21 protein-coding genes are annotated in these 22,841 nt (G+C 69.9%); 13 read left to right on the forward strand and 8 right to left on the reverse strand.

The annotated features are described in order from the left end of the window. The first annotated feature begins 10 nt into the window (after positions 1 to 10). Positions 11 to 949: an MBL fold metallo-hydrolase gene (locus tag ACIBI5_RS38755; RefSeq protein ID WP_397254316.1), complete on the forward strand. Its 939-nt coding sequence runs from the start codon at positions 11 to 13 to the stop codon at positions 947 to 949. Between the two features lie 60 nt (positions 950 to 1,009). Further along, positions 1,010 to 1,234 carry a hypothetical protein gene (locus ACIBI5_RS38760; protein WP_184970254.1) on the forward strand — a complete coding sequence of 75 codons (225 nt, stop codon included), beginning with the start codon at positions 1,010 to 1,012 and terminating at the stop codon, positions 1,232 to 1,234. Here the strand turns inward: ACIBI5_RS38760 and ACIBI5_RS38765 are convergent. The 5 genes from ACIBI5_RS38765 to pdhA all read right to left on the reverse strand — a co-directional run bounded on the left by ACIBI5_RS38765 (position 1,231) and on the right by pdhA (position 8,703). Next, positions 1,231 to 1,524 (reverse strand): Dabb family protein, encoded by a 294-nt coding sequence (locus tag ACIBI5_RS38765; protein WP_397105504.1) that lies wholly within the window; start codon positions 1,522 to 1,524, stop codon positions 1,231 to 1,233. The two genes, ACIBI5_RS38760 and ACIBI5_RS38765, sit on opposite strands and share 4 nt — an antisense overlap. Positions 1,525 to 1,534: 10 nt before the next feature. Then, the gene (locus ACIBI5_RS38770; protein ID WP_397254318.1) at positions 1,535 to 5,074 is read right to left on the reverse strand and encodes a glycosyl hydrolase 2 galactose-binding domain-containing protein; all 3,540 of its coding nucleotides are present in this window, start codon (positions 5,072 to 5,074) and stop codon (positions 1,535 to 1,537) included. Positions 5,075 to 5,207: 133 nt separating this feature from the next. Further along, positions 5,208 to 6,620 (reverse strand): dihydrolipoamide acetyltransferase family protein, encoded by a 1,413-nt coding sequence (locus ACIBI5_RS38775; RefSeq protein WP_397254319.1) that lies wholly within the window; start codon positions 6,618 to 6,620, stop codon positions 5,208 to 5,210. Positions 6,621 to 6,634: 14 nt separating this feature from the next. Next, a complete protein-coding gene (locus ACIBI5_RS38780; protein WP_397254320.1) occupies positions 6,635 to 7,615 on the reverse strand; it encodes an alpha-ketoacid dehydrogenase subunit beta in 981 nt (326 codons plus the stop codon). Next, complete coding sequence (gene pdhA, locus ACIBI5_RS38785) at positions 7,612 to 8,703, reverse strand: pyruvate dehydrogenase (acetyl-transferring) E1 component subunit alpha (RefSeq protein WP_397254321.1); 1,092 nt, start codon at positions 8,701 to 8,703, stop codon at positions 7,612 to 7,614. The genes ACIBI5_RS38780 and pdhA overlap by 4 nt, the downstream gene beginning before the upstream one ends. A gap of 228 nt (positions 8,704 to 8,931) precedes the next feature. Here pdhA and ACIBI5_RS38790 point away from each other — a divergent pair, with 228 nt between their 5' ends. The 6 genes from ACIBI5_RS38790 to purL all read left to right on the forward strand — a co-directional run bounded on the left by ACIBI5_RS38790 (position 8,932) and on the right by purL (position 15,529). Next, positions 8,932 to 10,377 carry a hypothetical protein gene (locus tag ACIBI5_RS38790; RefSeq protein ID WP_397254322.1) on the forward strand — a complete coding sequence of 482 codons (1,446 nt, stop codon included), beginning with the start codon at positions 8,932 to 8,934 and terminating at the stop codon, positions 10,375 to 10,377. Continuing rightward, a complete protein-coding gene (locus tag ACIBI5_RS38795) occupies positions 10,313 to 11,650 on the forward strand; it encodes a hypothetical protein (protein WP_397254813.1) in 1,338 nt (445 codons plus the stop codon). The genes ACIBI5_RS38790 and ACIBI5_RS38795 overlap by 65 nt, the downstream gene beginning before the upstream one ends. Beyond that, positions 11,568 to 11,813, forward strand: coding sequence for a phosphoribosylformylglycinamidine synthase subunit PurS (gene purS, locus ACIBI5_RS38800; RefSeq protein WP_379613994.1), 246 nt, complete (start codon positions 11,568 to 11,570; stop codon positions 11,811 to 11,813). Before ACIBI5_RS38795 ends, purS begins: the two co-directional genes overlap by 83 nt. A 221-nt stretch (positions 11,814 to 12,034) precedes the next feature. After that, positions 12,035 to 12,418: an ATP-binding protein gene (locus ACIBI5_RS38805; protein ID WP_184970239.1), complete on the forward strand. Its 384-nt coding sequence runs from the start codon at positions 12,035 to 12,037 to the stop codon at positions 12,416 to 12,418. A 178-nt stretch (positions 12,419 to 12,596) separates the two neighbouring features. Further along, positions 12,597 to 13,277: a phosphoribosylformylglycinamidine synthase subunit PurQ gene (gene purQ / locus ACIBI5_RS38810; RefSeq protein ID WP_397254324.1), complete on the forward strand. Its 681-nt coding sequence runs from the start codon at positions 12,597 to 12,599 to the stop codon at positions 13,275 to 13,277. Beyond that, the gene (purL, locus tag ACIBI5_RS38815; RefSeq protein WP_397254326.1) at positions 13,274 to 15,529 is read left to right on the forward strand and encodes a phosphoribosylformylglycinamidine synthase subunit PurL; all 2,256 of its coding nucleotides are present in this window, start codon (positions 13,274 to 13,276) and stop codon (positions 15,527 to 15,529) included. The genes purQ and purL overlap by 4 nt, the downstream gene beginning before the upstream one ends. A 50-nt stretch (positions 15,530 to 15,579) precedes the next feature. Here purL and ACIBI5_RS38820 read toward each other — a convergent pair whose 3' ends face one another. Then, positions 15,580 to 16,458 (reverse strand): hypothetical protein, encoded by an 879-nt coding sequence (locus tag ACIBI5_RS38820; RefSeq protein ID WP_397254328.1) that lies wholly within the window; start codon positions 16,456 to 16,458, stop codon positions 15,580 to 15,582. A 226-nt stretch (positions 16,459 to 16,684) separates the two neighbouring features. Between ACIBI5_RS38820 and ACIBI5_RS38825 the strand changes: the two genes are divergently transcribed. Genes ACIBI5_RS38825 through ACIBI5_RS38845 form a run of 5 tightly spaced genes read left to right on the forward strand, consistent with a single transcriptional unit; the run spans position 16,685 to position 21,434 of the window. Then, positions 16,685 to 18,694 carry an adenylate/guanylate cyclase domain-containing protein gene (locus ACIBI5_RS38825; RefSeq protein ID WP_397254330.1) on the forward strand — a complete coding sequence of 670 codons (2,010 nt, stop codon included), beginning with the start codon at positions 16,685 to 16,687 and terminating at the stop codon, positions 18,692 to 18,694. A 33-nt stretch (positions 18,695 to 18,727) separates the two neighbouring features. Continuing rightward, positions 18,728 to 19,390, forward strand: a complete 663-nt coding sequence (locus ACIBI5_RS38830) for a Crp/Fnr family transcriptional regulator (protein ID WP_397254332.1) — start codon at positions 18,728 to 18,730, stop codon at positions 19,388 to 19,390. A 34-nt stretch (positions 19,391 to 19,424) separates the two neighbouring features. Further along, complete coding sequence (locus ACIBI5_RS38835) at positions 19,425 to 20,867, forward strand: MFS transporter (RefSeq protein ID WP_397254334.1); 1,443 nt, start codon at positions 19,425 to 19,427, stop codon at positions 20,865 to 20,867. Positions 20,868 to 20,892: 25 nt separating this feature from the next. Beyond that, positions 20,893 to 21,117 carry a hypothetical protein gene (locus ACIBI5_RS38840; RefSeq protein ID WP_397254336.1) on the forward strand — a complete coding sequence of 75 codons (225 nt, stop codon included), beginning with the start codon at positions 20,893 to 20,895 and terminating at the stop codon, positions 21,115 to 21,117. Then, positions 21,114 to 21,434 carry a type II toxin-antitoxin system PemK/MazF family toxin gene (locus ACIBI5_RS38845; RefSeq protein ID WP_397254337.1) on the forward strand — a complete coding sequence of 107 codons (321 nt, stop codon included), beginning with the start codon at positions 21,114 to 21,116 and terminating at the stop codon, positions 21,432 to 21,434. The genes ACIBI5_RS38840 and ACIBI5_RS38845 overlap by 4 nt, the downstream gene beginning before the upstream one ends. Here ACIBI5_RS38845 and ACIBI5_RS38850 read toward each other — a convergent pair. Together ACIBI5_RS38850 and ACIBI5_RS38855 are read right to left on the reverse strand one after the other, a co-directional pair. After that, positions 21,427 to 22,176, reverse strand: coding sequence for a methylenetetrahydrofolate reductase (locus ACIBI5_RS38850; protein WP_397254339.1), 750 nt, complete (start codon positions 22,174 to 22,176; stop codon positions 21,427 to 21,429). The two genes, ACIBI5_RS38845 and ACIBI5_RS38850, sit on opposite strands and share 8 nt — an antisense overlap. Next, on the reverse strand, positions 22,173 to 22,829 hold the full coding sequence (locus ACIBI5_RS38855; protein ID WP_397254815.1) for a TetR/AcrR family transcriptional regulator: 657 nt from the start codon (positions 22,827 to 22,829) through the stop codon (positions 22,173 to 22,175). Before ACIBI5_RS38855 ends, ACIBI5_RS38850 begins: the two co-directional genes overlap by 4 nt. Between the last annotated feature and the right edge of the window lie 12 nt (positions 22,830 to 22,841).

Consider the following 22,841-nt stretch of genomic DNA (forward strand, 5'->3'; position numbering starts at 1 on the left):
TTTTCGCTCCATGAGCTCATCGCGGCACGATCACCCCCTGCCCCCGGCCCGTGCGCACGAGGTCTCGGACGGCGTCCACGCCTACGTCCAGCCCGACGGCAGCTGGTGGATCAACAACACCGGCTTCCTCGTCGGCCGGCGCGGCGTGGTCAGCATCGACGCCTGCGCCACGGAACGCCGGACCAGGGCGCTGCGCGACGCGGTCGCGCGGGTGACCGACCGGCCGATCACCACGCTGGTCAACACCCACTACCACGGCGACCACACGTTCGGTAACTACCTCTTCCCCGAGGCCACGATCGTCGGGCACGAGCTGGCCAGGGCGATGATCCTGGCCGAAGGCATCCCCGACTACCGCGCGGCCTGGTCGGCCGAGGTGGAGTGGGGCGAGTTGGAGGCGGTGCCGCCGTTCCTCACCTTCACCGACCAGATCACGCTCCATGTGGATGAGCTGAGATGCGAGGTCAGGCATCCGGGGATGGCGGCGCACACGACGAACGACGTGTACGTGTGGATCCCGGAACGCCGGGTGCTGTTCTCCGGCGACCTGGTGTTCAACGGCGGCACGCCGTTCATGCTGACGGGCTCGGTGGCCGGGACGGTCGAGGTGCTCGACCAGATCAGGGAGCTCGGCGCGGAGACGATCGTCCCGGGGCACGGCGAACCGTGCGGGCCCGAGGTGATCGACCGGGTTCAGGAGTACGCGCGGTTCGTGCTGGCCACGGCCGAACAGGGGCGCGCGGCCGGGCTGACGCCGCTGGAGGCGGCCAGGGAGACCGACCTGGGGCCGTGGGCGGAGCTGCTGGATCCCGAGCGCGTCGTGGGCAACCTCCACCGCGCCTACGCCGAGCTGGACGGCCTGCCCAGAGGCGGACAGATCGACGTCGTGGCCGCCGTCATGGACATGATCACTTACAACGGCGGCCAGCCACTTACCTGCCTCGCGTGACGATCACCCATACTCGGGTATGACCGAGTGCGTACGCGCTCATTCCCTCCGGAGGTCGCCATGGGTGTCGGGGTCAGCATCTTCTTCCTCACGCTTGGCGCGATCCTGAGATTCGCGATCGATCCCAACGTGTTCGGCAGCGCCGTCCGCATGGACGTCATCGGCCTGATCTTCATGATCGTCGGCGGCGTGGGGGTGGTGCTGAGCATCGTGCTCGCGCCCAAGCGGGGCCGTACCTCCGACGACCGGCTGATGCACCGGGAGAACAACCCGCCGGAGGTCTAGAGCTCGACCTGGAGCGCCGCGCGGGCGGCGAGGATCGGCTTGATGCGCTCGGCGATGACGGCCTGGTGCACGGGGTGGTCCCGGTAGACCTCGTAGTCGGCGACCGAGTCGAACTCGGCCACGACCGCGAAGTCGGAGTTGCCCGCGCCCAGGCCGAGGTCGGTGCCGAGGTCGTAGCGGCGCAGCTGCGGGATCGCCGCGGGCAGCGCCGCCAGTCCCTCGGCCACGGCGGCCTTCTGGTCGTCGGTGGCCTCTTCTGACCAGGTCAGCAGCACGATGTGACGGATCATGCCGGTCAGCCTAGGGGCCGATCGACAACCGGTCGACGTTGGGTCCTCCGTTCGCGGTGGTGGCGGTGGCCCTGATCTTGTTGACCCCGGCCTGGAGCTGGACCGGCACCGTCTTCGTCTGCCACGTCGTCCAGGCGCCGGTGCCGGGGAAGTCGGCCGTGGTGCCGTTGACGTTCAGCGGGCGGTTGACCGTGGTGCCGTTGGCGTAGCGGATCACCGCGTTCACGGTGCCCGCGGTGGCGGCGGTGACCGTCCACTCGACGTAGGAGCCGGTGACGTTGTCGTAGTTGACGAACCCGGTTCCCGTGAATCCGGCGTGGTTCGACTCGACCACGCCCTGCGAGATCACCGCGTCCTCCGCCTGGTGGTCGGAGCCCGGCTGCCGCGGGGTCACGATGAGGCGGTCGAGGTTCGGGCCGCCGTTGGCCGTCGTCGAGGTGGCCCGGATCTTGTTGACGCCCGCCTGGAGCTGGATCGGCACCGTCTTGGTCTGCCAGGAGCTCCAGGCGCCGGTGCCGGGGAAGTCGGCCGTGGTCCCGTTGACGTTCAGCGGGCGGTTGACCGTGGTGCCGTTGGCGTAGCGGATCTCCAGGTTGGCCGGGCCCGCGGCGGCGGCGTTCACGGTCCACTCCACGTACGAACCCACCACGTTGTCCAGGTTGACGAAGCCCGTGCCGGTGAAACCGGCGTGGTTCGACTCGACCACGCCCTGCGAGATCACCGCGTCCTCCGCCTGGTGGTCGGCGGGGCCGCTGCCGGTGGTGGCCTGGACCTCGTTGGAGGGGTCGGAGACGAGACCCGCCGCGTCGCGGGCGCGGACGTCGAAGGTGTACGGCGTGCCCGGCTGGAGCCCGGAGACCGTAGCGGTGGTGCCGGTCACCGAGGGGCCGCCCCGCACGTCGTAGCCGGCGACGCCGACGTTGTCGGTCGCCGGGTCCCAGGCCAGGGAGACCGACGACGAGGTCGTGCCGGTGACGCGCAGGTTCCCCGGCGGGGTGGGCCGCTCGACGTCCGGCGGGCCGGTGGGGACCGTGACCGTGGCGGTGTTCCAGCCCGAGACCCTGGCGTTCGCGCCGGTGCCACTGGCCGTCAGCGTCTTCGACTCGCCTGGCCACAGGCTGATCGCGTTGTCGGACCAGGTGACGGGCAGGACCGGCGTGCCGGCGGCGTCGACCATCCTGACGTCCAGGTAGAGGGCGGGGGCGGCGCCGGTGTTGGTGATCGTGACCGTGTTCGTGGTAGCGGTGACGCTCAGGGAGGTCCTGGGCATCGAGTTGAGGCCGGTCAGGTTGGCGTAGCTGGAGGTCGGCACGTAGTACCAGGTGTTGCCGGACCAGTCGATGACGTCGTCGGAGGTGGACAGCCAGTAGACGTTGCGGTCGATCTCCGCGCCGCCGCGCAGGAGCGTCAGCCGTACCAGGTAGGTGGAGCTGAGGCCGGAGATGGACGGGATCGTGACCGCGCTCGCCTTGCCGCCGTCGGCGGGGACGTTCACGGTGGCGGTGCTGGAGTACTTCGCGGTGCCGTCGAGGTTGAAGACGTCGGTCTTGACCTGGAGGTTCTGGGCGGCGGTCGGCGTGGAGTTCACCACGACGACCGAGTCGTCGTCGTAGGAGTACTGGACGTGTAGCGGCTTGTTGGCCTCGCGGGCGCCCCAATAGGAGCCGCCCTGGTCGAGGTAGTAGTCGAACAACTGCCAGTGCAGCGAGGACCAGCCGCTGTTGAGCATCCAGTAGATGACGCCGGTGGAGGGGTTGGTGGAGTCGGTGAAGTTACGGCCGTAGGCCTCGAACTGGGCTCTCACCGCCTCGTACTGGGCCAGTTGCGCCTTCTTCACGTAGTCCTCGCGGCCGGAGGGCACGCCGTATCGGCCTCTGAGGGCGTTGTGGTAGATCGACAGGTTGTTGAAGGTGCTGGAGGGCGAGCGGTGGTACTGCGTCGCGCCCGGGTTCTGCCAGAGCGAGTCGATCTGCGCCGGGGTCATCATGCGCTTGAGCGAGTCGAGCGTGGGCACGTCGGGCCCGGCGCCGGTCTCGGAGTTGAAGCCGAACGCGCCGCCTTCGCGCTTGTTGTACCAGTAGTTCGGCGGCACCCAGTCGTACGGCCCCGGCATCTTCATGCCCGAGTTGCCCAGTTGCGGGCTGGACTTGTCGCTGGCCACCGGGACGATCGGCAGCTGCCACTCGGCCTGGTTCAGCGCGTCCAGGTAGCCGGTCTCCTTCTGCGCGGGCGGAGGGTTGTCCGAGCCGATGAGGAAGGAGATCACGCTGGGGTGGTTGCGCAGCCGTACGGCTTCGGCCAGCATCGACGCCTTGGCGATCGGGTAGTCGCCGCTGGAGAAGGAACCCTCCCACTTGTTGCAGCACTCCCAGCCGGGCAGGGTCAGGATGCCGTGCTTGTCGGCCAGGTCGTAGAGCTCGTCGCCCTCCAGGTGTCCCTCGACCCGGATCGTGTTGAGGCCGAGGTCCTTGACGTAGCGGAGCTTGTCCTCGAGGTAGCCGATCTTGGGCCGCAGGAAGATGTCGGGTGACCAGCCGCCGCCCCTGATGAGGAGGTTCCGGCCGTTGATCTTGTAGTAGCGGCGGCCGGAGGCGTTCTTGGCCGACTCGACCTTGCGCACGCCGAAGCGCTCGCTGACGACGTCGCTGGTGACGCCGCCGACGACCGCGGTGAGGCCGAGGTCGTAAAGCGGCTGGGCGCCCATCGCGTACGGCCACCAGACCTGCGGGTCGCCGATCGTCTGGTTGAACGTGATCCGCTTGGTCTCGCCCGCGGCCAGGGAGACGTCCTGGCCGAACGTGAGCGCGCCGATCGTGCCGCGGACCGTGGTGGTCACCGGGCTCGTGGTGTGGTTGCGTACGTCGGCCTTGATCGTCAGGTCGGCGCGGTCCAGGGCGGGCATGGCGAGGTTCGTGATCACGTGCGGGTTGTTGAGCGAGACCGCGGCGGTCCGCTTGATCAGCACGTCGCGGAAGATCCCCATGTTGTCGTCGCGCGGCAGCTGCACCCAGTCGATCCAGCCGATCGTCAGATGGCTGTTCGGGTTGTTGGGGTTGATCCGGAAGGCGATGGAGTTGACGCCCGCGCGTACCTGGGCGGTGATGTCGCGCTCGTGCCGCGTGTACGCGCCGGCCGCGCCGCTGACCACCTGGGTTCCGTTGACCCAGACGTCGGCGCCGGAGATCACCCCGCTGAAGTCGAGCAGGGTGCGCATGCCGCTCTCGGCGCCGAGCGTGAAGTCGGCCCGGTACCACCACGCCACGTCGAAGTCGGCGGTGGGGATGGACTGCATGTTCGTGGAGAAGAACGGGTCGGGGTAGACGCCGTTCTCCAGGAGGCCGGCGAGGACCGTGGAGCGCGGGCCGACCGGGTACCAGCCGGTGGCGGCGTACCCGGGAGTGGAGATGGCGGCGCCGGAATCGCTCACCTTGGCCGAGGACTGGATCTTGTAACCGGGCAGTGCGGTCACTGACGGCGCCTCGGCATGGGCGGGAAGGGAGATTCCGAAAGCGGCCATGAGCAGCGACAACACGACGAGTAATCGGGCCATGGGGCACCCCGCTGGGATGAGTCCGTTTGTTAATAAACCTTCTTAACAACCAAATCGGATCTCGTAAATCCCCTTGAAGCCACAGAACACAACAGGCCGCCACCCTTCGCGGGCGGCGGCCTGTCGCGTGGCGTCAGCTCCAGGCGAGCATCCGCAGCGGATCCTCCAGCATCGCGCCCACGTCACGCAGGAACAGCGAGCCCAGCTCGCCGTCGATGATCCGGTGGTCGAACGACAACGCCAGCGTCGTCACCTTGCGCACCGCCAGCTCGCCGTCCACCACCCACGGCATGTCGCGCACCTGGCCGAACGCCAGGATCGCCGACTCACCCGGGTTGATGATCGGCGTACCGGTGTCGACGCCGAACACGCCCACGTTGGTGATCGTGAACGTGCCGCCGGACATCTCCGCCGGCTGGGTCCTGCCCGCCCGCGCCGTCTCCGTGAGCTTGCCGAGCGCCTCGGCCAGCTCGGGCAGCGACAGCGTGTGGGCCGACTTGACGTTCGGCACCACCAGGCCGCGCGGCGTGGCCGCGGCGATCCCCAGGTTCACGTAGTGCTTGACCACGATCTCCTGGGCCAGCTCGTCCCAGGCAGAGTTGATCATGGGATAGCGGCGGGCGGCCACCAGCACCGCCTTGGCCACCAGCAGCAGCGGCGAGACCTTGACCTCGGCGAAGTCCGGCACCTCGCGCAGGCGCCGGACGGCCTCCATGGTCGCGCTCACGTCGAGCTGCAGGAACTCGGTGACGTGCGGGGCGGTGAACGCGCTGGCCACCATGGCCTGCGCGGTCATCTTGCGCACGCCCTTGATCGGAATGCGCTCTTCCTGTACGGCCGGCCGCCCGGCCACCTCCTGGGTGGCGCCTCCGGCGGCGGCGTGGATGTCCTCCCTGGTGATCGAGCCCTGGGGACCGGTGCCGCTGAGCGTGGTCAGATCGACACCAAGGTCCTTGGCCAGCTTCCGTACCGGCGGCTTGGCCAGCACCATCACGCGGCCGCTCTCCGATGCGGGCGCGCCCGCCGGAGCGGGGCCGGTGACCTCGGTGCGGGCCGGGTTGGCCACAGGCGCCACAGGTGTGGGCGCCGCGCTTGACGGAGCGGCGCTTGACGGAGCGGTGGTGGCGGGTTGCTTGCGCGGGCGGCGCTGGGCGGCGCCGGTCTTGACGCCGTAACCCACCAGGACGGCCTGGCGCTCCTCCTTGGGCGCCGGGCTCCCGTGGACGCCCGGCTCCACGGCGGCCTCCGCCGGCGGGCTGGGCACCATGTCGTCGGCCAGCGCCTCGACCCGCTCGCCGGCCTGCCCGCCGGCCGTGTCGATGGCGATGATGGGCAGGCCCACGTCGACGGTCTGGCCCTCCTCGGCCATCAGGTCGGCGACCACCCCGTCCCACGGGATCGGCAGCTCGACGATGGACTTGGCGGTCTCGATCTCGACCACGATCTGGTCGACCTTGACCGCGTCACCCGCCTTCACCTTCCACCGGACGATCTCCGCCTCGGTCAGTCCCTCGCCGACGTCGGGGAGCTTGAACTCGCGTCGCATACGGGATCCCCCTCTCAGTAGGCGTAGGCGCGGTCGACGGCGTCGAGCACCCTGTCCAGGTCGGGCAGGTAGTGCTCTTCGAGCTTCGACGGCGGGTAGGGGGTGGAGAATCCGCCGACGCGCAGCACCGGCGCCTCCAGGTGGTAGAAGCACTGCTCGGTGATCCGGGCGGCGAGCTCGGCTCCGAAACCGCTGTAGACGGGCGCCTCGTGCACGATGACGACCCGGCCGGTCCTGCGTACCGAGTCCATGAGGCGCTGGGTGTCCAGGGGGTTGAGCGAGCGCAGGTCGATGACCTCCAGGGAGCGGCCTTCCTCGGCGGCGGCGCCGGCCACCTCCAGGCAGGTCTTGACCATGGGACCGTAGGCGACGAGCGTGAGGTCGGTGCCCTGCCGTACGACGGAGGCCTGGTCGAAGGGGGTCCACCAGTCGGTGGTGCTGGTGTCGACCTCGGCCTTCTCCCAGTAGCGGCGCTTGGGCTCGAAGAAGATGACCGGGTCGTCGCTGCTGATGGCCTGCTGGATCATCGAGTAGGCGTCGAGCGGGTTGGAACAGGCGACGACGCGCAGACCGGCGGTGTGCGTGAAGTACGACTCGGGCGACTCGCTGTGGTGCTCGACCGCGCCGATGCCGCCGCCGCAGGGGATGCGGACCACGATGGGCAGCTTGATCGCCCCGAGCGAGCGCATGGGCATCTTGGCCAGCTGGGTGATGATCTGGTCGGCGGCCGGGAAGACGAAGCCGTCGAACTGGATCTCGCACACCGGGCGGAAGCCGCGCAGCGCCAGGCCGATGGCGGTGCCGATGATGCCGGACTCGGCGAGCGGGGTGTCGATGACCCGGTCGTCGCCGAAGTCCTTCTGCAGGCCGTCGGTGACGCGGAAGACGCCGCCGAGCTTGCCGACGTCCTCGCCCATGATGAGGACCTTCGGGTCGTCCTCCATGGCCTTGCGCATGCCCTCGTTGAGCGCCTTGGACAGGCTGAGCACCGTCATGCCTCGAACCCTTCCAGGTAGGCGGCGAACTGGGCGCGCTCCTCGTCGATCAGGGCGTGCGGCTCGCGGTAGACGTGGTCGAAGATGTCGAGCGGCTGGGGGTCGGGCATCTCCAGGCAGCGCCGGCGCACGTCCGCGCCGAGCTGCTCGGCCTCGGCGTCGATGGCGTCGAAGAACTCCTGGTCGGCCATCTCCTGCTTGAACAGGTACGCCTTGACCCGCTCGATGGGGTCCTTGAGCTTCCAGGCTTCGAGCTCGGAGGCGACCCGGTAGCGGGTGGGGTCGTCGGTGGTGGTGTGGGCGCCCATGCGGTAGGTGAAGGCCTCGATCAGCGTGGGGCCCTGGCCGCTGCGGGCGTCGGCCAGCGCCTTGCGGGTGACCGCGAGGCAGGCGAAGACGTCGTTGCCGTCGACCCGGAGCCCTGGGAAGCCGAAGCCGGAGGCGCGCCGGTAGAGCGGGATGCGGGACTGCTTCTCGATCGGCTCGGAGATGGCCCACTGGTTGTTCTGGCAGAAGAAGACGACCGGGGCGTTGAAGACGCTGGCCCACACGAACGACTCGTTGACGTCGCCCTGGGAGGAGGCGCCGTCGCCGAAGTAGACGATCGCGGCGCCCTCGCCGCCGTCGCGCTGGATGCCCATGGCGTAGCCGACCGCGTGGAGCGTCTGGCTGCCGATCACGATCGTGTAGAGGTGGAAGTTGTGCTCGACGGGGTCCCAGCCGCCGTGGTTGACGCCGCGGAACAGACCCAGCAGCTTGACGGGGTCGACGTCGCGGCACCAGGCCACGCCGTGCTCACGGTAGGTCGGGAAGGCCATGTCGGCGTCGGTGAGCGCCCGGCCTGAGCCGATCTGAGCGGCTTCCTGGCCGAGCAGCGATGCCCAGATGCCCAGTTCGCCCTGGCGTTGCAGCGCCACCGCTCCAAGGTCGATGCGGCGGACGAGCACGAGATCGCGGTAAAGCGACCTGACCTCTTCCGGTGTCAGGTCGATGTCGTAGTCGGGGTGCTCGACTCGCTCGCCCTCGGGGGTGAGCAACTGGACGAGCTCTGGGGGTGCTTCAGCACCACGAGAGGCGTCGACGGTCACGTGCCGCTCCTGTGCGTTCGGGGCCGGGGTGGGTGGGGTTGCCACCGGCGGCCGGCCTTCTGGGCGTCCAAACCACTTGGTGGTGATTCGTCCACATATGGGGACATGGTGGCAGAAGTCACAGCCCTCCGCGCAAGCCCCATGTCGTCCAAGTTCCCCACGTAACGGGCGTGAACCCTTTCGACAACAGACGGCAAGAAGAGGTAAACGACCGCCAAAGGAGCCGACGTGATATCGACATCACGTGTCTTTGCGCTGCCCGGAAACCACTGGTTTCTGCTCGCGGCACTGGTCCCGGCCGTGGTGTTGCGCGTTCTGACCATGGCCGGACATCCCCCGGCCCTGCTGTTCTTCGCCGACTCCTTCACCTACCTCCGCGAACCTGCCCCTGGAACGTTCCGACCTGCGGGTTACTCCATCTTCCTGCACCTGCTCCGCCCGGCGCACAGCCTGGCCCTGGTCACCGCGGCGCAGCACGTGATCGGGCTCGTCCTGGCGGTTTCGGTCTATGCATTACTACGCCGCCGCGGCCTGCCCGGGTGGGGCGCCACGCTGGCCGTCACGCCGCTGCTGTTCGATGAGTTCCTCATCCTCATGGAGCACATGGTGATGGCCGACGCGCTGTTCGCCGCGCTGCTGACGGGCGGCGTGCTCACCCTGCTCGGCGGCCGGTACGGCACGGCCGGCCTGCTGCTCGGAGCCGCCGCGCTCACCAGGACGATCGGCCTGCCGGTGCTCGTCCTCGGCGTGGCCTACCTGGCGGCGCGCAGGGCGGGCCCGCGGCCGGTGCTGCGGCTGGCGGCGGCCGGGCTGGCGCCGCTGCTCGCGTACTCCGCCTGGGCATTCGCCGAGACCGGATCACCGGCCCTGACCAGGGCGGACGGGATGTTCCTGTGGGCGCGGACCATGAGCTTCGCCGACTGCCGGGTGATCAGGCCCTCCGACACCCGGCTCTGCACCGACCAGCCCGCCGGGAAGCGGGCGGCGCCGCCGTTCTGGCTGTGGGGCGGGACGCTCGATCAGATCCCGGTCAAGGAGCGCAACGCGGTGGCCGGGCGTTTCGCCCGCGAGGCGATCGCCGCCCAGCCCGGGGCGTACCTGGTGGCCGTGGGCAAGGATCTCGGCGAGTTGCTGCGCTGGGAGCGCACCTCTTCGCGGGTGGTGCCCGGCAAGCACAATCCGTACCAGTTTCCGCGCGAGGAGCGGCGGGTGAAGGACCCCGGGCCCGCGAGCTACGAGCGGGGCCCCGCGGACACGCGCCTCGTCGAGCCGTACGCCGGGTGGATGCGCGCCTACCAGCGCTTCGGCTACCTGCCGTATCCGCTGCTCACGCTGGCCCTGCTCGGCTCGCTGGCGGTGGCGGCGATCAGGCGGCGGCCCGAGGCGCTGCTGCCCGGACTGGCGGCCGTGACGCTGGTGGCCGGCCCGCCGTTCGTGAGCGGATACGACATCCGCTACGTGCTCGCGGCCGTCCCGCTGACCTGTCTGGCGATCGGGATGGTGACATTTCCCATTAGCCTGGATCGCGGTCTCCCTAGGAAGAGAAGTTCCCGTGTCAGCACACCGCGCCCTGATCGTCACCCTGATACCCGCGATCGCGCTGCGCCTGCTGGCCGTCCTGGGCTATCCCCCTTCACTGCTGTTCTTCGGCGACTCCTTCGCCTTCCTGAGTGAGAAGCTCGCCCCCGGCACCACCCGCCCGTCGGGCTACTCCCTGCTGCTGGCGCTGCTGCGCCCCGCGCACAGCCTCACGCTGATCACCGTCGCGCAGCACCTGCTCGGCCTGGCCCTCGCGGTCGGCGTCTACCTGCTGCTACGCCGCCGCGGCCTGCCCGGCTGGGGCGCCACGCTGCTGGTCACGCCCATCCTCTTCGACGAGTTCATGGTTCTGCTCGAACACATGGTCATGGCCGACCTCGTCTTCATCGTGCTGGTCTGCGGCGCGATCATCCTCATCGTCTGGCGGGTGACCCCGGCCACCGCCGCCGTGGGCGGGCTGCTGCTCGGTCTCGCGGGCATCACCCGCACGGTCGGCCTGCCGCTGCTCATCCTCACCGCCGCCTACCTGCTCATCCGCCGGTATGGCTGGCGCCCCCTGGTGGCCCTCGTCGTGGCCGGGGCCGTCCCGCTCGGCGCGTACGCCACCTGGACCAAGGTCGAAAAGGGCAAGTTCGCCCTGACCGAGGCGGACGGCAACTTCCTGTGGTCCAGGACCATGAGCTTCGCCGACTGCGCGGTGATCAGGCCGCCGGAGCGCCTGGCCGTGCTCTGCCCGAACATGCCCGTGGAGCAGCGCCCGTACCCGCCGTACTGGCTGTGGGAGAGCTTCTCGCCCCTTCCCAAGGTGCCCGGCACCGCCAACCGCAACCGGCTGGCCGGCGAGTTCGCCAGGAAGGCGATCCTCGCCCAGCCCGGCCCCTACCTCGGCGCGGTGGCCACCGACCTCGCCAAGCTGCTGCGCTGGGAGCGCACCGCCGCGGCGGAGAAGACGCCCTACAAGTTCCCCGCCGCCGAGCGCCCGCTGAAGGGCTCGGTGAAACAGATCGCCGAGTCCTACGAGAACGGCCCGGCCGCCACCCGCGTCGTCGAGCCGTTCGCCGGATGGCTGCGCGCCTACCAGCGCTTCGGCTACCTGCCCTTCCCCGTGCTGATGCTCGGCCTGGCCGGCGCGCTGGCCGCGGCGCTGGTCCGGCGGCGCTGGGACGCGCTGCTGCCGGGGGTGGCGGCGCTCGCGCTGGTCGTCTCGCCGCCCTTCCTGGCCGCCTACGACGTGCGTTACGTCATCCCGGCGATTCCGCTGGTCTGCCTGGCACTAGGCTTGACCCTCGGTACCCGACCACCATCGCCATCGCAGGAGGACCCAAGTGGCGCGCGTCATCGTCGACGTCATGCTGAAGCCGGAGATTCTCGACCCGCAGGGGCAGGCGATCGCCCGAGCCCTGCCTAGGCTGGGCTTCGCCGGGGTCTCCGCGGTCCGTCAGGGCAAGCGCTTCGAGATCGAACTGGACGGCCCCGCCGACGAGGCGGCACTTGCGGACGTCCGAAAGATGGCCGAGACGCTCCTGGCCAACACCGTCATCGAGGACTACGTCGTGCGGGTTGAGGGGTAGAAGCGTACGTTTGGCACCAGAATTGCCCCTGGCGGCTTAAAGCCGGGTTTTGCTGTGTCACAATCCCACGGGCTTACCAATACTAAATAACAACAACGTGATTTTGCGGTTAGCCCTGATTTCTCGGGGAAACCTACTCCAGGTGACGTTCTGGCGCCGGGAGGGGTCCGGTGGATATTGAGTTCTCGTTGGCACTGCCTCGGGATGCGATCGGCATACCGATGGTCAGGCGAGTGCTCGGCGATGCTATGCGCTCACTCAGCGTAAGCGAAAGCTGCATCGCCGACATGCTGCTCGCCGTCTCCGAGGCATGTTCCAACGCGGTGCGGCACGGGGGTCCCGCCAACCGCTACGAGGTCACGGCCGCCATCGGCTACGGCCGGTGCGACGTCCGCGTCGCCGACAACGGCGGCGGACTGCCCTCGATGCCCCTGCACTTCCCGCCTCCCGAGACCGAGAACGGCCGCGGCCTGCTGATCATGCGCTCCGTCGTGGACGAGATCTCCTTCGGCGTCACGCCCGGCCAGGGCACCACGGTCCACCTGCGCAAGCAGCTGGCGTGGGACGAGGCCGACACCCGGCCGCGCGAGCTCGCCGCCGTCTGACAATCCCCCCATTCCGTACGGCAGGCCGCGGCCTCGCCGTACCAGCGGCATGTCCGCATCCGGAGGCCCTCACAGAGGCACGCCCGCGCACCCGATAGATTGTGGGCACCGCCGCAGACCGCCATCCGCCAGCAAGAGATGGTGGCGCGCGCGTGCGCATCCTCGGAGGGACGAAGTCATGAGCGCTGCCCGAGTGGGCATTGTCACGTTTCCCGGCACACTCGACGACCAGGACGCGGCGAGAGCCGTGCGCCTGGCCGGTGCCGAGGCCGTTCCGCTGTGGCACGCCGACCACGATCTCAAGGGAGTGGACGCCGTCTTCCTGCCCGGCGGCTTCTCCTACGGCGACTACCTGCGGTGCGGGGCCATCTCCCGGTTCGCGCCGCTGATGGACGAGCTGATCCCGGCGGCGAGGGCGGGCCTGCCCGTGCTCGGCACCTGCAACGGGTTCCAGATCCTGTGCGAGGCGCACCTGCTGCCCGGGGCGCTGACCCGCAACGCCTCGCTGCACTACGTCTGCCGCGACCAGCGGGTGCGCGTGGAGTCCGACCGGACCGCCTGGACCCACGACTTCGCGGCCGGCCAGGAGATCGTGCTGCCGGTCAAGCACGGTGAGGGGCGCTACGTCGCCTCCGACGAGACGCTGGCCGAGCTGGAGGCGGATGGTCGGGTGGTCTTCCGCTACCTCGGCAACCCCAACGGCTCGCTCAACGACATCGCGGGCATCACCAACGAGGCCGGCAACGTCGTCGGCCTCATGCCCCACCCCGAGCACGCGGTCGAGGACCTGGTCGGCGCCCCCTCCACCGACGGGCGCGGCTTCTTCACCTCGATCCTGAGGAAGCTGGTGAACTCATGACCGATTCGGTGAAGCGGGCCGCTGTGAGCCCCGATGAGGCGATGCCGTTCGCCGAGCTCGGGATGAAGCGGGACGAGTACGACCGGGTCAAGGAGATCCTGGGGCGCCGGCCCACCGGGTCCGAGCTGGCCATCTACTCCGTCATGTGGTCGGAGCACTGCTCGTACAAGTCCTCCAAGGTGCATCTGCGGCAGTTCGCCACCAAGGCGCCCAAGTCAGAGGCGCTGCTCGTCGGCATGGGCGAGAACGCCGGCGTCGTCGACATCGGCGACGGCTGGGCCGCCACGTTCAAGATCGAGTCGCATAACCACCCGTCCTACGTCGAGCCGCACCAGGGCGCGGCCACCGGCGTCGGCGGCATCGTGCGCGACATCATGTCGATGGGCGCGCGCCCGATCGCCGTCATGGACGCGCTGCGCTTCGGCGGCGCCCATCAGCCCGACACCAAGCGGGTGCTGCCCGGCGTCGTCGAGGGCATCTCCTCCTACGGCAACTGCCTCGGCCTGCCCAACATCGGCGGCGAGGTCGTCTTCGACCCCTGCTACATCGGCAACCCACTGGTCAACGCCCTCTGCGTCGGCCTGCTGCGCAAGGACCAGATCAAGCTGGCCACCGCGCCGGGCCCCGGCAACAAGGTCGTGCTGTTCGGCGCCTCCACCGGCCCCGACGGCATCGGCGGCGCGTCGGTGCTGGCCTCGGCGACCTTCGAGGACGAGTCGCAGGCCAAGCGGCCCGCCGTACAGGTCGGCGACCCGTTCATGGAGAAGCTGCTCATCGAGTGCTGCCTGGAGCTCTACGCGGCCGACGTGGTCGTCGGCATCCAGGACCTCGGCGCGGCGGGCGTCTCCTGCGCCACCACGGAACTGGCCGCCAAGGGCACCGGCGGCATGCACGTCGACCTCAACCTGGTCCCGCTCCGCGATCCCTCGCTCCGGCCCGAGGAGATCCTGATGAGCGAGTCCCAGGAGCGGATGATGGCGGTCGTCACGCCGTCGGACATCCCGGCCTTCATGGCCATCTGCGAGAAGTGGGACGTGCCCGCCGTCGTCATCGGCGAGGTGACCGACACCGGCCGCCTGATCATGACCTGGGACGGCGAGGTCATCGTGGACATTCCGCCGGGCACCGCGGCCGACGACGGCCCGGTGTACGAGCGGCCCTACCACGAGCCGGTCGGCCAGCCCGCGCTCAACGCCGACACCCCCGACCGCCTGGAGCGCCCGGACAACCTGCGGGCCGCGCTCCTGCAGCTCCTCGGCTCGCCGAACCTGGCCTCCAAGGAGTGGGTGACCTCCCAGTACGACCGCTACGTGCGCTCCAACACCGTGCTGGCCCAGCCGGCCGACGCGGGCATGCTGCGTATCTCCGAGGTGATGGCGGGCTCGGAGCCCACCACCCGCGGCATCGCGCTGGCCACCGACGGCAACGGCCGCTACGCCAAGCTCGACCCGTACGCGGGGGCGCAGCTGGCGCTGGCCGAGGCCTACCGGAACGTGGCCGTCACCGGCGCCAAGCCGCTGGCCGTCACCAACTGCCTCAACTTCGGCTCCCCCGAGGACCCCGAGGTGATGTGGCAGTTCGCCGAGGCGGTACGCGGCCTGGCCGATGCCTGCAAGCTCCTCGGCGTACCGGTGACCGGCGGCAACGTCTCCTTCTACAACCAGACCGGCAGCACCGCCATCCACCCGACGCCGGTCGTGGGCGTGCTCGGCGTCATCGACGACGTGGCCAAGCGGGTGCCGTCCGGGTTCCCCGCCGAGGGGCTGCGGGTGGCGCTGCTGGGTGAGACGAAGGCCGAGTTCGGCGGCTCCGAGTGGGCGCACGTGGCGCACGGCCACCTGGGCGGGCTGCCGCCTGAGGCCGACCTCGTCGCGGAGGCCGCGCTGGCCACCGTGCTGGTCGAGGCGGCGCGGCGCGGGCTGCTGCAGGGCTCGCACGACCTGTCGGACGGCGGCCTCGGGATCGCGCTGGCCGAGGCGTGCCTGGCCGCCGGGGTCGGCGCCACGGTGTCGGCTTCGCTGACCGGGGACGCGTTCACCGACCTGTTCAGCGAGTCGTCGGCGCGGGCGCTGGTGGCGGTCAGGCCGGAGGCGTTCGACGAGTTCGCGGCGCTGTGCGCGCGGCACGAGGTGCCCTGCTACGGGCTCGGTGTGACCGGCGGGCCGGCACTGGTCGTGGAGGGCGTGTTCGAGGTGCCGCTCGCGGAACTGCGCGAGACGCACGAGGGGACGCTGCCTGAGCTCCTGGGCTAGACAGCTGGGTCTGAGGGGCCGGTGGCTGTTCACCGGCCCCTCAGCGCGTGTCAGACCTTCTTCAGGCAGACCACGTAGACGGTGCCCTTGCTGCCATGGCCGCCGCTCTTGTCGTTGTCGTTGTCCAGCTTCTCGACCGAAACCGACCAGCCGGAGCCGGAGGGCATGCTGCTGGTCACGGTGTAGCGTGAGGAGACGCCGGAGAAGCCGCCGCCGGTGACCGCGTCGTTGCCGTTGCACGAGACGCTGCCGGTGCCGTAGTTGCCGATGGAAGCGGACTTCGTGTAGGTCGTGTAGGTGCCGCCACCGCCGGTGCCGGGGTCACCCTTGGGACCCTGGGGACCCACCGGACCGCGCTCGCCGTCCTTACCGTCCTTGCCGTCCCGCCCGTTCTGCCCAGGCTTGCCCGGCAGACCGTCCTTGCCGTCGGCACCCGGCTTGCCCGGCAGGCCGTCCTTGCCGTCGGCGCCCTTGGGGCCGGTCGCGCCGTCCTTGCCGTTCAGGCCGTCCTTGCCGTCGGCGCCCTTGGGGCCGGTGGCTCCGTCCTTGCCCGGGACGCCGTCGGCGCCCTTCGGGCCCTGCGGGCCGGTGGCGCCCTTCAGGCCGGGCACGCCCTTGGGGCCCTGAGGGCCGGTCGGGCCCGTGGCGCCGGTCGGGCCGGCGGGGCCCGCGGGGCCGCGCTCGCCCTGGGGTCCCTGGACGCCGGAGGTGCTGTGCCCGCCGCCGCCTCCGATGAGCACCCGGATCTCGGTCTTCCTGCAGGGCGTGGCCGGGTTGACGATGCGGGCGTACCGCGTCTTCTTGTGCACGCACGCGTGCACCTCGGCCGCCGAGGAGGTGGAGGCGGTGGCGACGCCACCGACGGTCAGCAGTGAGGCGGCCAGCGCGCCTGCGGCGGCGAGCGGGAGCACGCGAGTCTTGAGGGCCACGGTTGTCCTTCCAGGGGAATCTGATGCTCATGGTGAGCATGAGGTTCACGCTTCAACCGTTCCAACGGATGACAAGAACCACATAACGTGTTCGTAACTGACAGAGAGTGACGAACTGGGCTTACCAACTCTGACTGACGGACTGCGTAAAACGACGCACCGCTCGACGCCGGACTTAGGGATAATCAGGACTGTTCGGGGCCCACGTCACTGCGGAGGCCGCACGTTGCCTACCGACCGTCCCTACCTCCCGCCAGCCACCCAGCCGGTCAGAGCCGTCGTCTGGGCGATCCATCTAGCGCTGCCCCTGCTCGGACTCTGGCTTCTCCTCGCGCAGGAGAAGCTGAACGTCATGTGGCAGCACAATCCCAGCCACTTCTGGATGATCCTCGCGGTCGCCGGGCTCAACGTGACGCTCGGCCTGATGGTCAGCGAGGCCTCGCGCCGGAGGCAGGACGCACGGCTGTTCCTCGTGTCCATGGTGTTCCTGACCAGCGCCGGGTTCTTCTTCCTGCACGGCCTGGCCACCCCGCAGGTGATCCTGCCGGTCGGCTCGCTCGGGTTCGACATCGGACAGCAGGTCGGGCTCACCCTCGCGGCCGGGTTCGCGTTCGCCTCCGCGCTGCCGCTGGGTGAGCGGGCGGCGGCGCGCGTCCTGGAGGCGCAGCACGTCATCCGCGGCGCGCTGATCGGCTTCATGATCCTGTGGGGTCTCGCCTCGCTGCTGCCCGGCCTCACCCCGCTCAGCGACCCGCCGCTCGGCGAGCACGCCGGCTGGCTGGTCTGGGGCTCCGTTCCGGGCGTCCTGCTGTACGGCGCCGCCACCGTCATGATGTTCCTGATCCACCGCAGACGCCCCGCGGCCATGCTGATCAGCCTGATCACCGCCTACGCGCTCCTGGGCGAGGCGATGCTGGCCGGGATGTCGCAGCTCAACTGGCACCTGACCTGGTGGCTCTGGCACATCCTGCTGACGCTGGCCTTCGTCTTCGTCGGCTACAGCTCCTACCTGAAGTTCCGCCGCGAGGGGTCCAGCGCGGGCCTGTTCGACGCCGTCGCCCTGTCGGCGACGGTGGCGCGCATCAAGGCCGACTACGACCGCGCCCTGGAAGAGGTCGTCGAGCACGTACGGCGCGGCGAACCCCTGGCCGCCACCCGCCTGGCCGGCAAGTTCGACCTGACCGAGAGCCAGGCGGCCGTCCTGGACCGGGCAGGCGAGGCCCTGGCCAACGAGCGGCGCCTGTCGGAGCGCCTGGCCGCACTCGTGGACGTCAGCGCCCAGACCCGGGTCGGCCTGCCGGAGACGGAACTGCTGGCCACCGCGCTGGAACGGGTCCGGCAGGCGTACGGGGACGTCAGGATAGGCCTGGTCTCCGACGGGCAGGTGGACATCGGCTCACGCGAGTACGTCTTCGAGGGGCACGCCCCGGTTCACCGCGACCAGCTCGTCGCCTACCCGCTGACCGTGAAGGGGCATCTGGCCGGGGCGCTGGAGGTGCCGCTGGGCCGTACCGCGCAGGATGAGGCGCTCGCGGCCACGCTGGCGGGACAGCTGTCGATCTCGCTGGAGAACGCCCGCCTCTACCACGAGCTCAACACGTTGTTCCGGCAGTACATGTCGCCCGACGTGGCCAACGCGCTGCTCGCCGATCCGGACCAGGCGGCGCTCGGCGGGCAGCTGAAGCAGCTCACGGCGTTGTTCGCCGACCTCAAGGGGTTCACGACGTTCTCCGAGCGGGTCACGCCCGGCGAGATCGTGGAGATGCTCAACCGCTACCACACCGCCGCGGTGCCGTGCATTCTCGACAACGGCGGCACGATCGTGCAGTTCGTCGGGGATGCGCTGCTGGCGTTGTTCAACGCGCCGGCCACTCAGCTCGACCACGCGGCGGCGGCCTGCCGGGCGGCGCTGGCGATGCAGGAGGCGGCGGAGGTGATCGCGGCGGAGAGCCGGGGCGCCGATGTGGAGTGGCCGACGTTCCGCGTCGGAGTCAACACCGGTCCCGCGCTCGTGGGCAACATCGGCAGCCCGGAGCTGCGCGGCTTCAACGCGATGGGCGACTGCGTGAACGTGGCCGCGCGGCTGCAGGGCGTCGCGGAGCCGGGCTCGGTGGTCATCGGCGCGACCACGCTGGCCCAACTGGGCGCCGGCGCGGCGACCCGGCCTCTGGGAAGGCTGGAGCTCAAGGGCAAGGATGAGCGGGTGGAGGCCCACGTTCTGCTGACAATGCCATAGAAGGGGCGGCGGCCGTACAGTCATAATCGCGGCATGAACCCAGAGCCTGGCGAGTTCACCTCCTTGCTCACCCCGGAAGAGATCGCCGCGCTGCGCGCGGCGGGCCGGCCGCGCCGGTGGGAACGCGGCACGACCGTCATGACCGAAGGCGACACCTCCGACTGGGTGCTGGTGCTGACCGAGGGCCGGGTCAAGTGCTCATCGCACACCAGCAGCGGCACCGAGGTCGTGCTGGCCATCCGCGGGCCGGGCGCGCTGATCGGCGAGATGTCGTCGATCGACGGCTGGCCGCGCTCGGCCACGGTGACGGCGCTGGAGCCGATCGAGGGCATCGTGGTGCGGGACTTCCCCGCCTACCTGCGCGAGCACGGGCGGGTGGCGGTGCTGCTCATGCAGTCGGTCACCGAGAAGCTGCGCGACGCCGACCGCAAGCGCATCGAGTACGGCGCGTTCGACACGACGGGGCGGGTGGCGACCCGGCTGATCGAGCTGGCCGAGCGCTACGGAGAGAAGACCAACAGCGGGGTACGCGTGGCGCTGCCCCTGTCCCAGGACGAACTGGCCGGCTGGACCGGCGCCTCGCGGGAGGCGGTCAGCAAGGCGCTGCGTTCGCTGCGTGACCGCGGGCTGATCGAGACCGGGCGGCGGCGGGTGATCATCCACGACCTGGAGGGGCTGCGCAAGCGGGCCAGGTGAAAGCGGACGTACGTCGTACGTCATAGTGGGGGGCATGGTCGCGGTCTCCCCCGATTACGCCAGCCGCCTCCGGTATGCCTGGAAGGTGGTGTCGGTCACCAGTCTCGGGCTTGTCCTGATCGGCATCGCCGGGAGCACGCTCAACGTGGCGCTGCCCGCGGTCGTCCGGCACTTCCGGGCGGGACCGTTCGAGTCGGGCTGGATCCTGCTGGCGTTCCTGCTGGTCAACACCGCCAGCCTGGTCTTCTTCGGCCGGGTCGCCGACCTGCTCGGGCGACGGGAGATCTATCTGGCCGGGTTCGCGCTGTTCACGGTGGCCTCGCTGCTGGCCGGGTTCTCGCCGAACGTGTGGTTCCTGGTGGCGATGCGGGTCGTCCAGGCCGTCGGCGCCGCCATGATCCTGGCCAACGGGACCGTCATCATCACCGACGCCTTCCCGCCCGACCGGCTCAGCCAGGGCATGGGCGTCTACATCGGCACCCTCTCCGTCGCCCAGCTCGCCGGCCCCACGCTGGGCGGCCTCATCGCCGACACCGCGGGCTGGCAGTGGATCTTCTGGGTGAACGTGCCCGCCGGGGTGATCGCGCTGGCGTGGGGTGCGGTGACGCTGCGCAAAATGCCGCGCGGGCCGCGCGAGCCGGTGGACGCGCTGGGCAACGTGCTGGTGTTCGCCGCTTTGTCCGCGGTACTGCTGGCGTTGTCCGAGGCCGGTTCCCGTGGCCTGTCCAGCCCCGTCGTGCTCACCGGCGCCGCCGTCTTCCTGGTGCTGGCCCCGCTGATCGTGGTCGTGGAACGGCGGGCCTCGCACCCGGTGCTCAACATGGGGTTGTTCGCCGGGCGGATGCTGGCCTGCGCGAACCTGGCCTCGTTCTGCAACGCTCTGGCCCGCTCGGCGCTGATCCTGGTGGTCGCCCTGTACTTCCAGTCCGCCAGGGGCCTGGACGCCTTCACCGCCGGTCTCAGCGTCCTGCCGGTGCCCGTGGGCATGGCGCTCGCCTCGCCCGTCGCCGGGGCGCTCGGACGCCGCCTGTCGCCGCACGCGCTATCGATCGGGGGGTCGGTGTTCAGCGCCCTGGGTCTCGGGACGCTGATGCTGACGGCGGATCCGGCGACGCCGTACTGGATCATCGGGGTGGGGCTCTTCCTGGCCGGGTGCGGGAGCGGGACGTTCCTGACCGGCAACACCACGCAGGTGATGTCCGCGCTGCCCGCCGGCAGCCTGGGGGTGGTGAACGGCTTCCGCATCATGATCATGAACGTGGGGGTGGTGCTGAGCGTGGGCATGTCGCTGAGCCTGATCACCAGCTCGGTGGGCCCGGAACTGCGCGACCAGGTGTACGCGGCCACGCTGTCCAAGCTGTCACCCGTGGCCGTGGACCAGCTCATGACCGGCTTCCAGCGCGCCTACACCGTCCTGTTCGCCGTCGCCCTCCTCGGCACCCTCCTGGCCGTCCTCGCACGCGACCCCAGGCCGTAACACAAAACGTGTTACAATCGGCGGCATGGGCACTCTCAACGTGCGGACCGACGAAGCCATGGAAACCGCGCTCCGCGCACTCGCCGGCGACCATCGCAGCCGGTCGGAGGCCGTTCGCTACGCGATCCTGCGAACGTACAGGGAACTCCTGCTCGAACAGGCCGGCGAGGATGCCGAGCGACTGCGGAACGACCCCGACGACCAGGCTGAGATGCTGGCGATCCAACGGTTCATGGGAGTCACGGAGTGATCTTCCGCGGCGCGATCCGGGAGGTAAAACCTCCCGCTGGAGCCCGCGGCCACGAGCAGCAGGGCGAGCGCTACGGGGTCGTGATCCAATCCGACAGGTTCGCGACCAGTACCGTCACCATCGCACTGACCTCGACGCGTGCCGGACCTGCCATCTACCGGCCGGAGATCGAGTTTGACGGCGTCAAGACCCGCATCCTGACCGACCAGATCTACTCGGTGGATCCGGCACGGCTCGGCGCCTTCAAAGGCGGGCTGGAGTCGCAGGAGATCGCGGACCTTGATCGCGCGATCATGCTGAAGCTCGGGCTCATCTGAGTTCGGCGGACAGGCGGGACTCGACGTCGCGGTAGCGGGCGACCGGGATGAGGTGGACGCCGTCGTACGCGCCGGAGTCGCGGATGGCCAGCACGTGTTCGCAGGCCGCCTCGACGCCGGCCATGCGGTCGGCGGCCAGGGCGGTGAACATCGACTCCGGGATCGCGATGTCGGGGATGGCGCCGGCCAGGCGGCGGGCGTGCGACTCGCTGGCCAGGACCATGACGCCGGCGTAGACGGGCACGTCGACGGGGTTGGCCTCGCGCCAGCGCAGCAGCGTGTCCAGGTCGAAGCTGACCTGGACGAACAGGAAGTCGGCCGCGCGCTTCCACGCGGGCAGCGGGCGGTGACCCGCCGCCGCGCCGACCTTGAAGTCTGGGGAGAACGCCCTGGCCTCGTCGATCATCGAGCGGACCGTCAGGTCGCTGGTGCGGTTGCCGCTCGTCGGTTTGTCGCCGAAGACGAACAGAAACTGGTCGACCCCGTACGCGGCGGCCGTCAGCAGGTCGCGGCGGAAGCCGAGCAGGTTGCGGTCGCGGGAGTTCAGGCAGGCGATGCTGCGCCCGCCCATGGCCTCCACCTCGTGCGCCACCGCGACCGAGGAGACCGTGGCGCGGCCGATGTGGTTGTCGGGGATGAGGAAGGAGTGCGCGATCTTGCTCAGCGTGCCGATCTGGTGCCTGACGTGCTTCAGGTCGGGCTTGGTGGGCGGTTCGATCTCGCAGATCAGCTCGAAGGTCATGACCGTGATCCTGCCAGGGCGGCGATGCCGCTGAGGATCAGTTCGACGCCGAAGGAGTCGTAGAAGCCGGGGTCCAGGTCGCCGACCATGGGCGCGGCCATCGCCACGATGTTCGGGTAGCGGTCGGCGGGCAGCGACTCCAGGCCCACCCGCTTGACCCTGAGCATCTCGCTCGCCTCCTCGGGGGTGCAGGCGGCGCGGAAGTGCACCGGGGCGTCGGCGATGGCGATGGCGCTCTGCAGGATGTACTTGGTGATCAGGCAGCTCTCCTCCACGCCGAACCCGCCCTCGCGGGCCAGGCCGAGCGCCAGGTCCCAGACGGCCAGGAACCGCGGCACCCGGGTCTGGTCGGTCTGCTCCAGCACGTTCTTGGCGCACGGGTGCCGGCGCAGCGTCCCGATCAGGCCCTCCACGAGGTCGCGCAGTTGGTCGAGCCAGGGCCGCCCGTCGTCGTGGCCGACGTGGAACCCGGCGATCAGGTGGTCGGCCATGCCGATGAGCAGCAGTTCCTTGTTCTTGAAGTGCCAGTAGAGCGCCATCGGCGTGACACCCAGGTCGGTGGCCAGCCGCCGGATCGTGACCGCGTCGAGTCCTTCGTCGTCGCCGATCTCCAGGGCGCGTTCGACGATCGCCTCGGCGCTCAGTTTTCCCATCACGGTTGACAA

The organism is Nonomuraea sp. NPDC050540, from assembly GCF_044457485.1.
Classification (GTDB): Bacteria; Actinomycetota; Actinomycetes; order Streptosporangiales; family Streptosporangiaceae; genus Nonomuraea.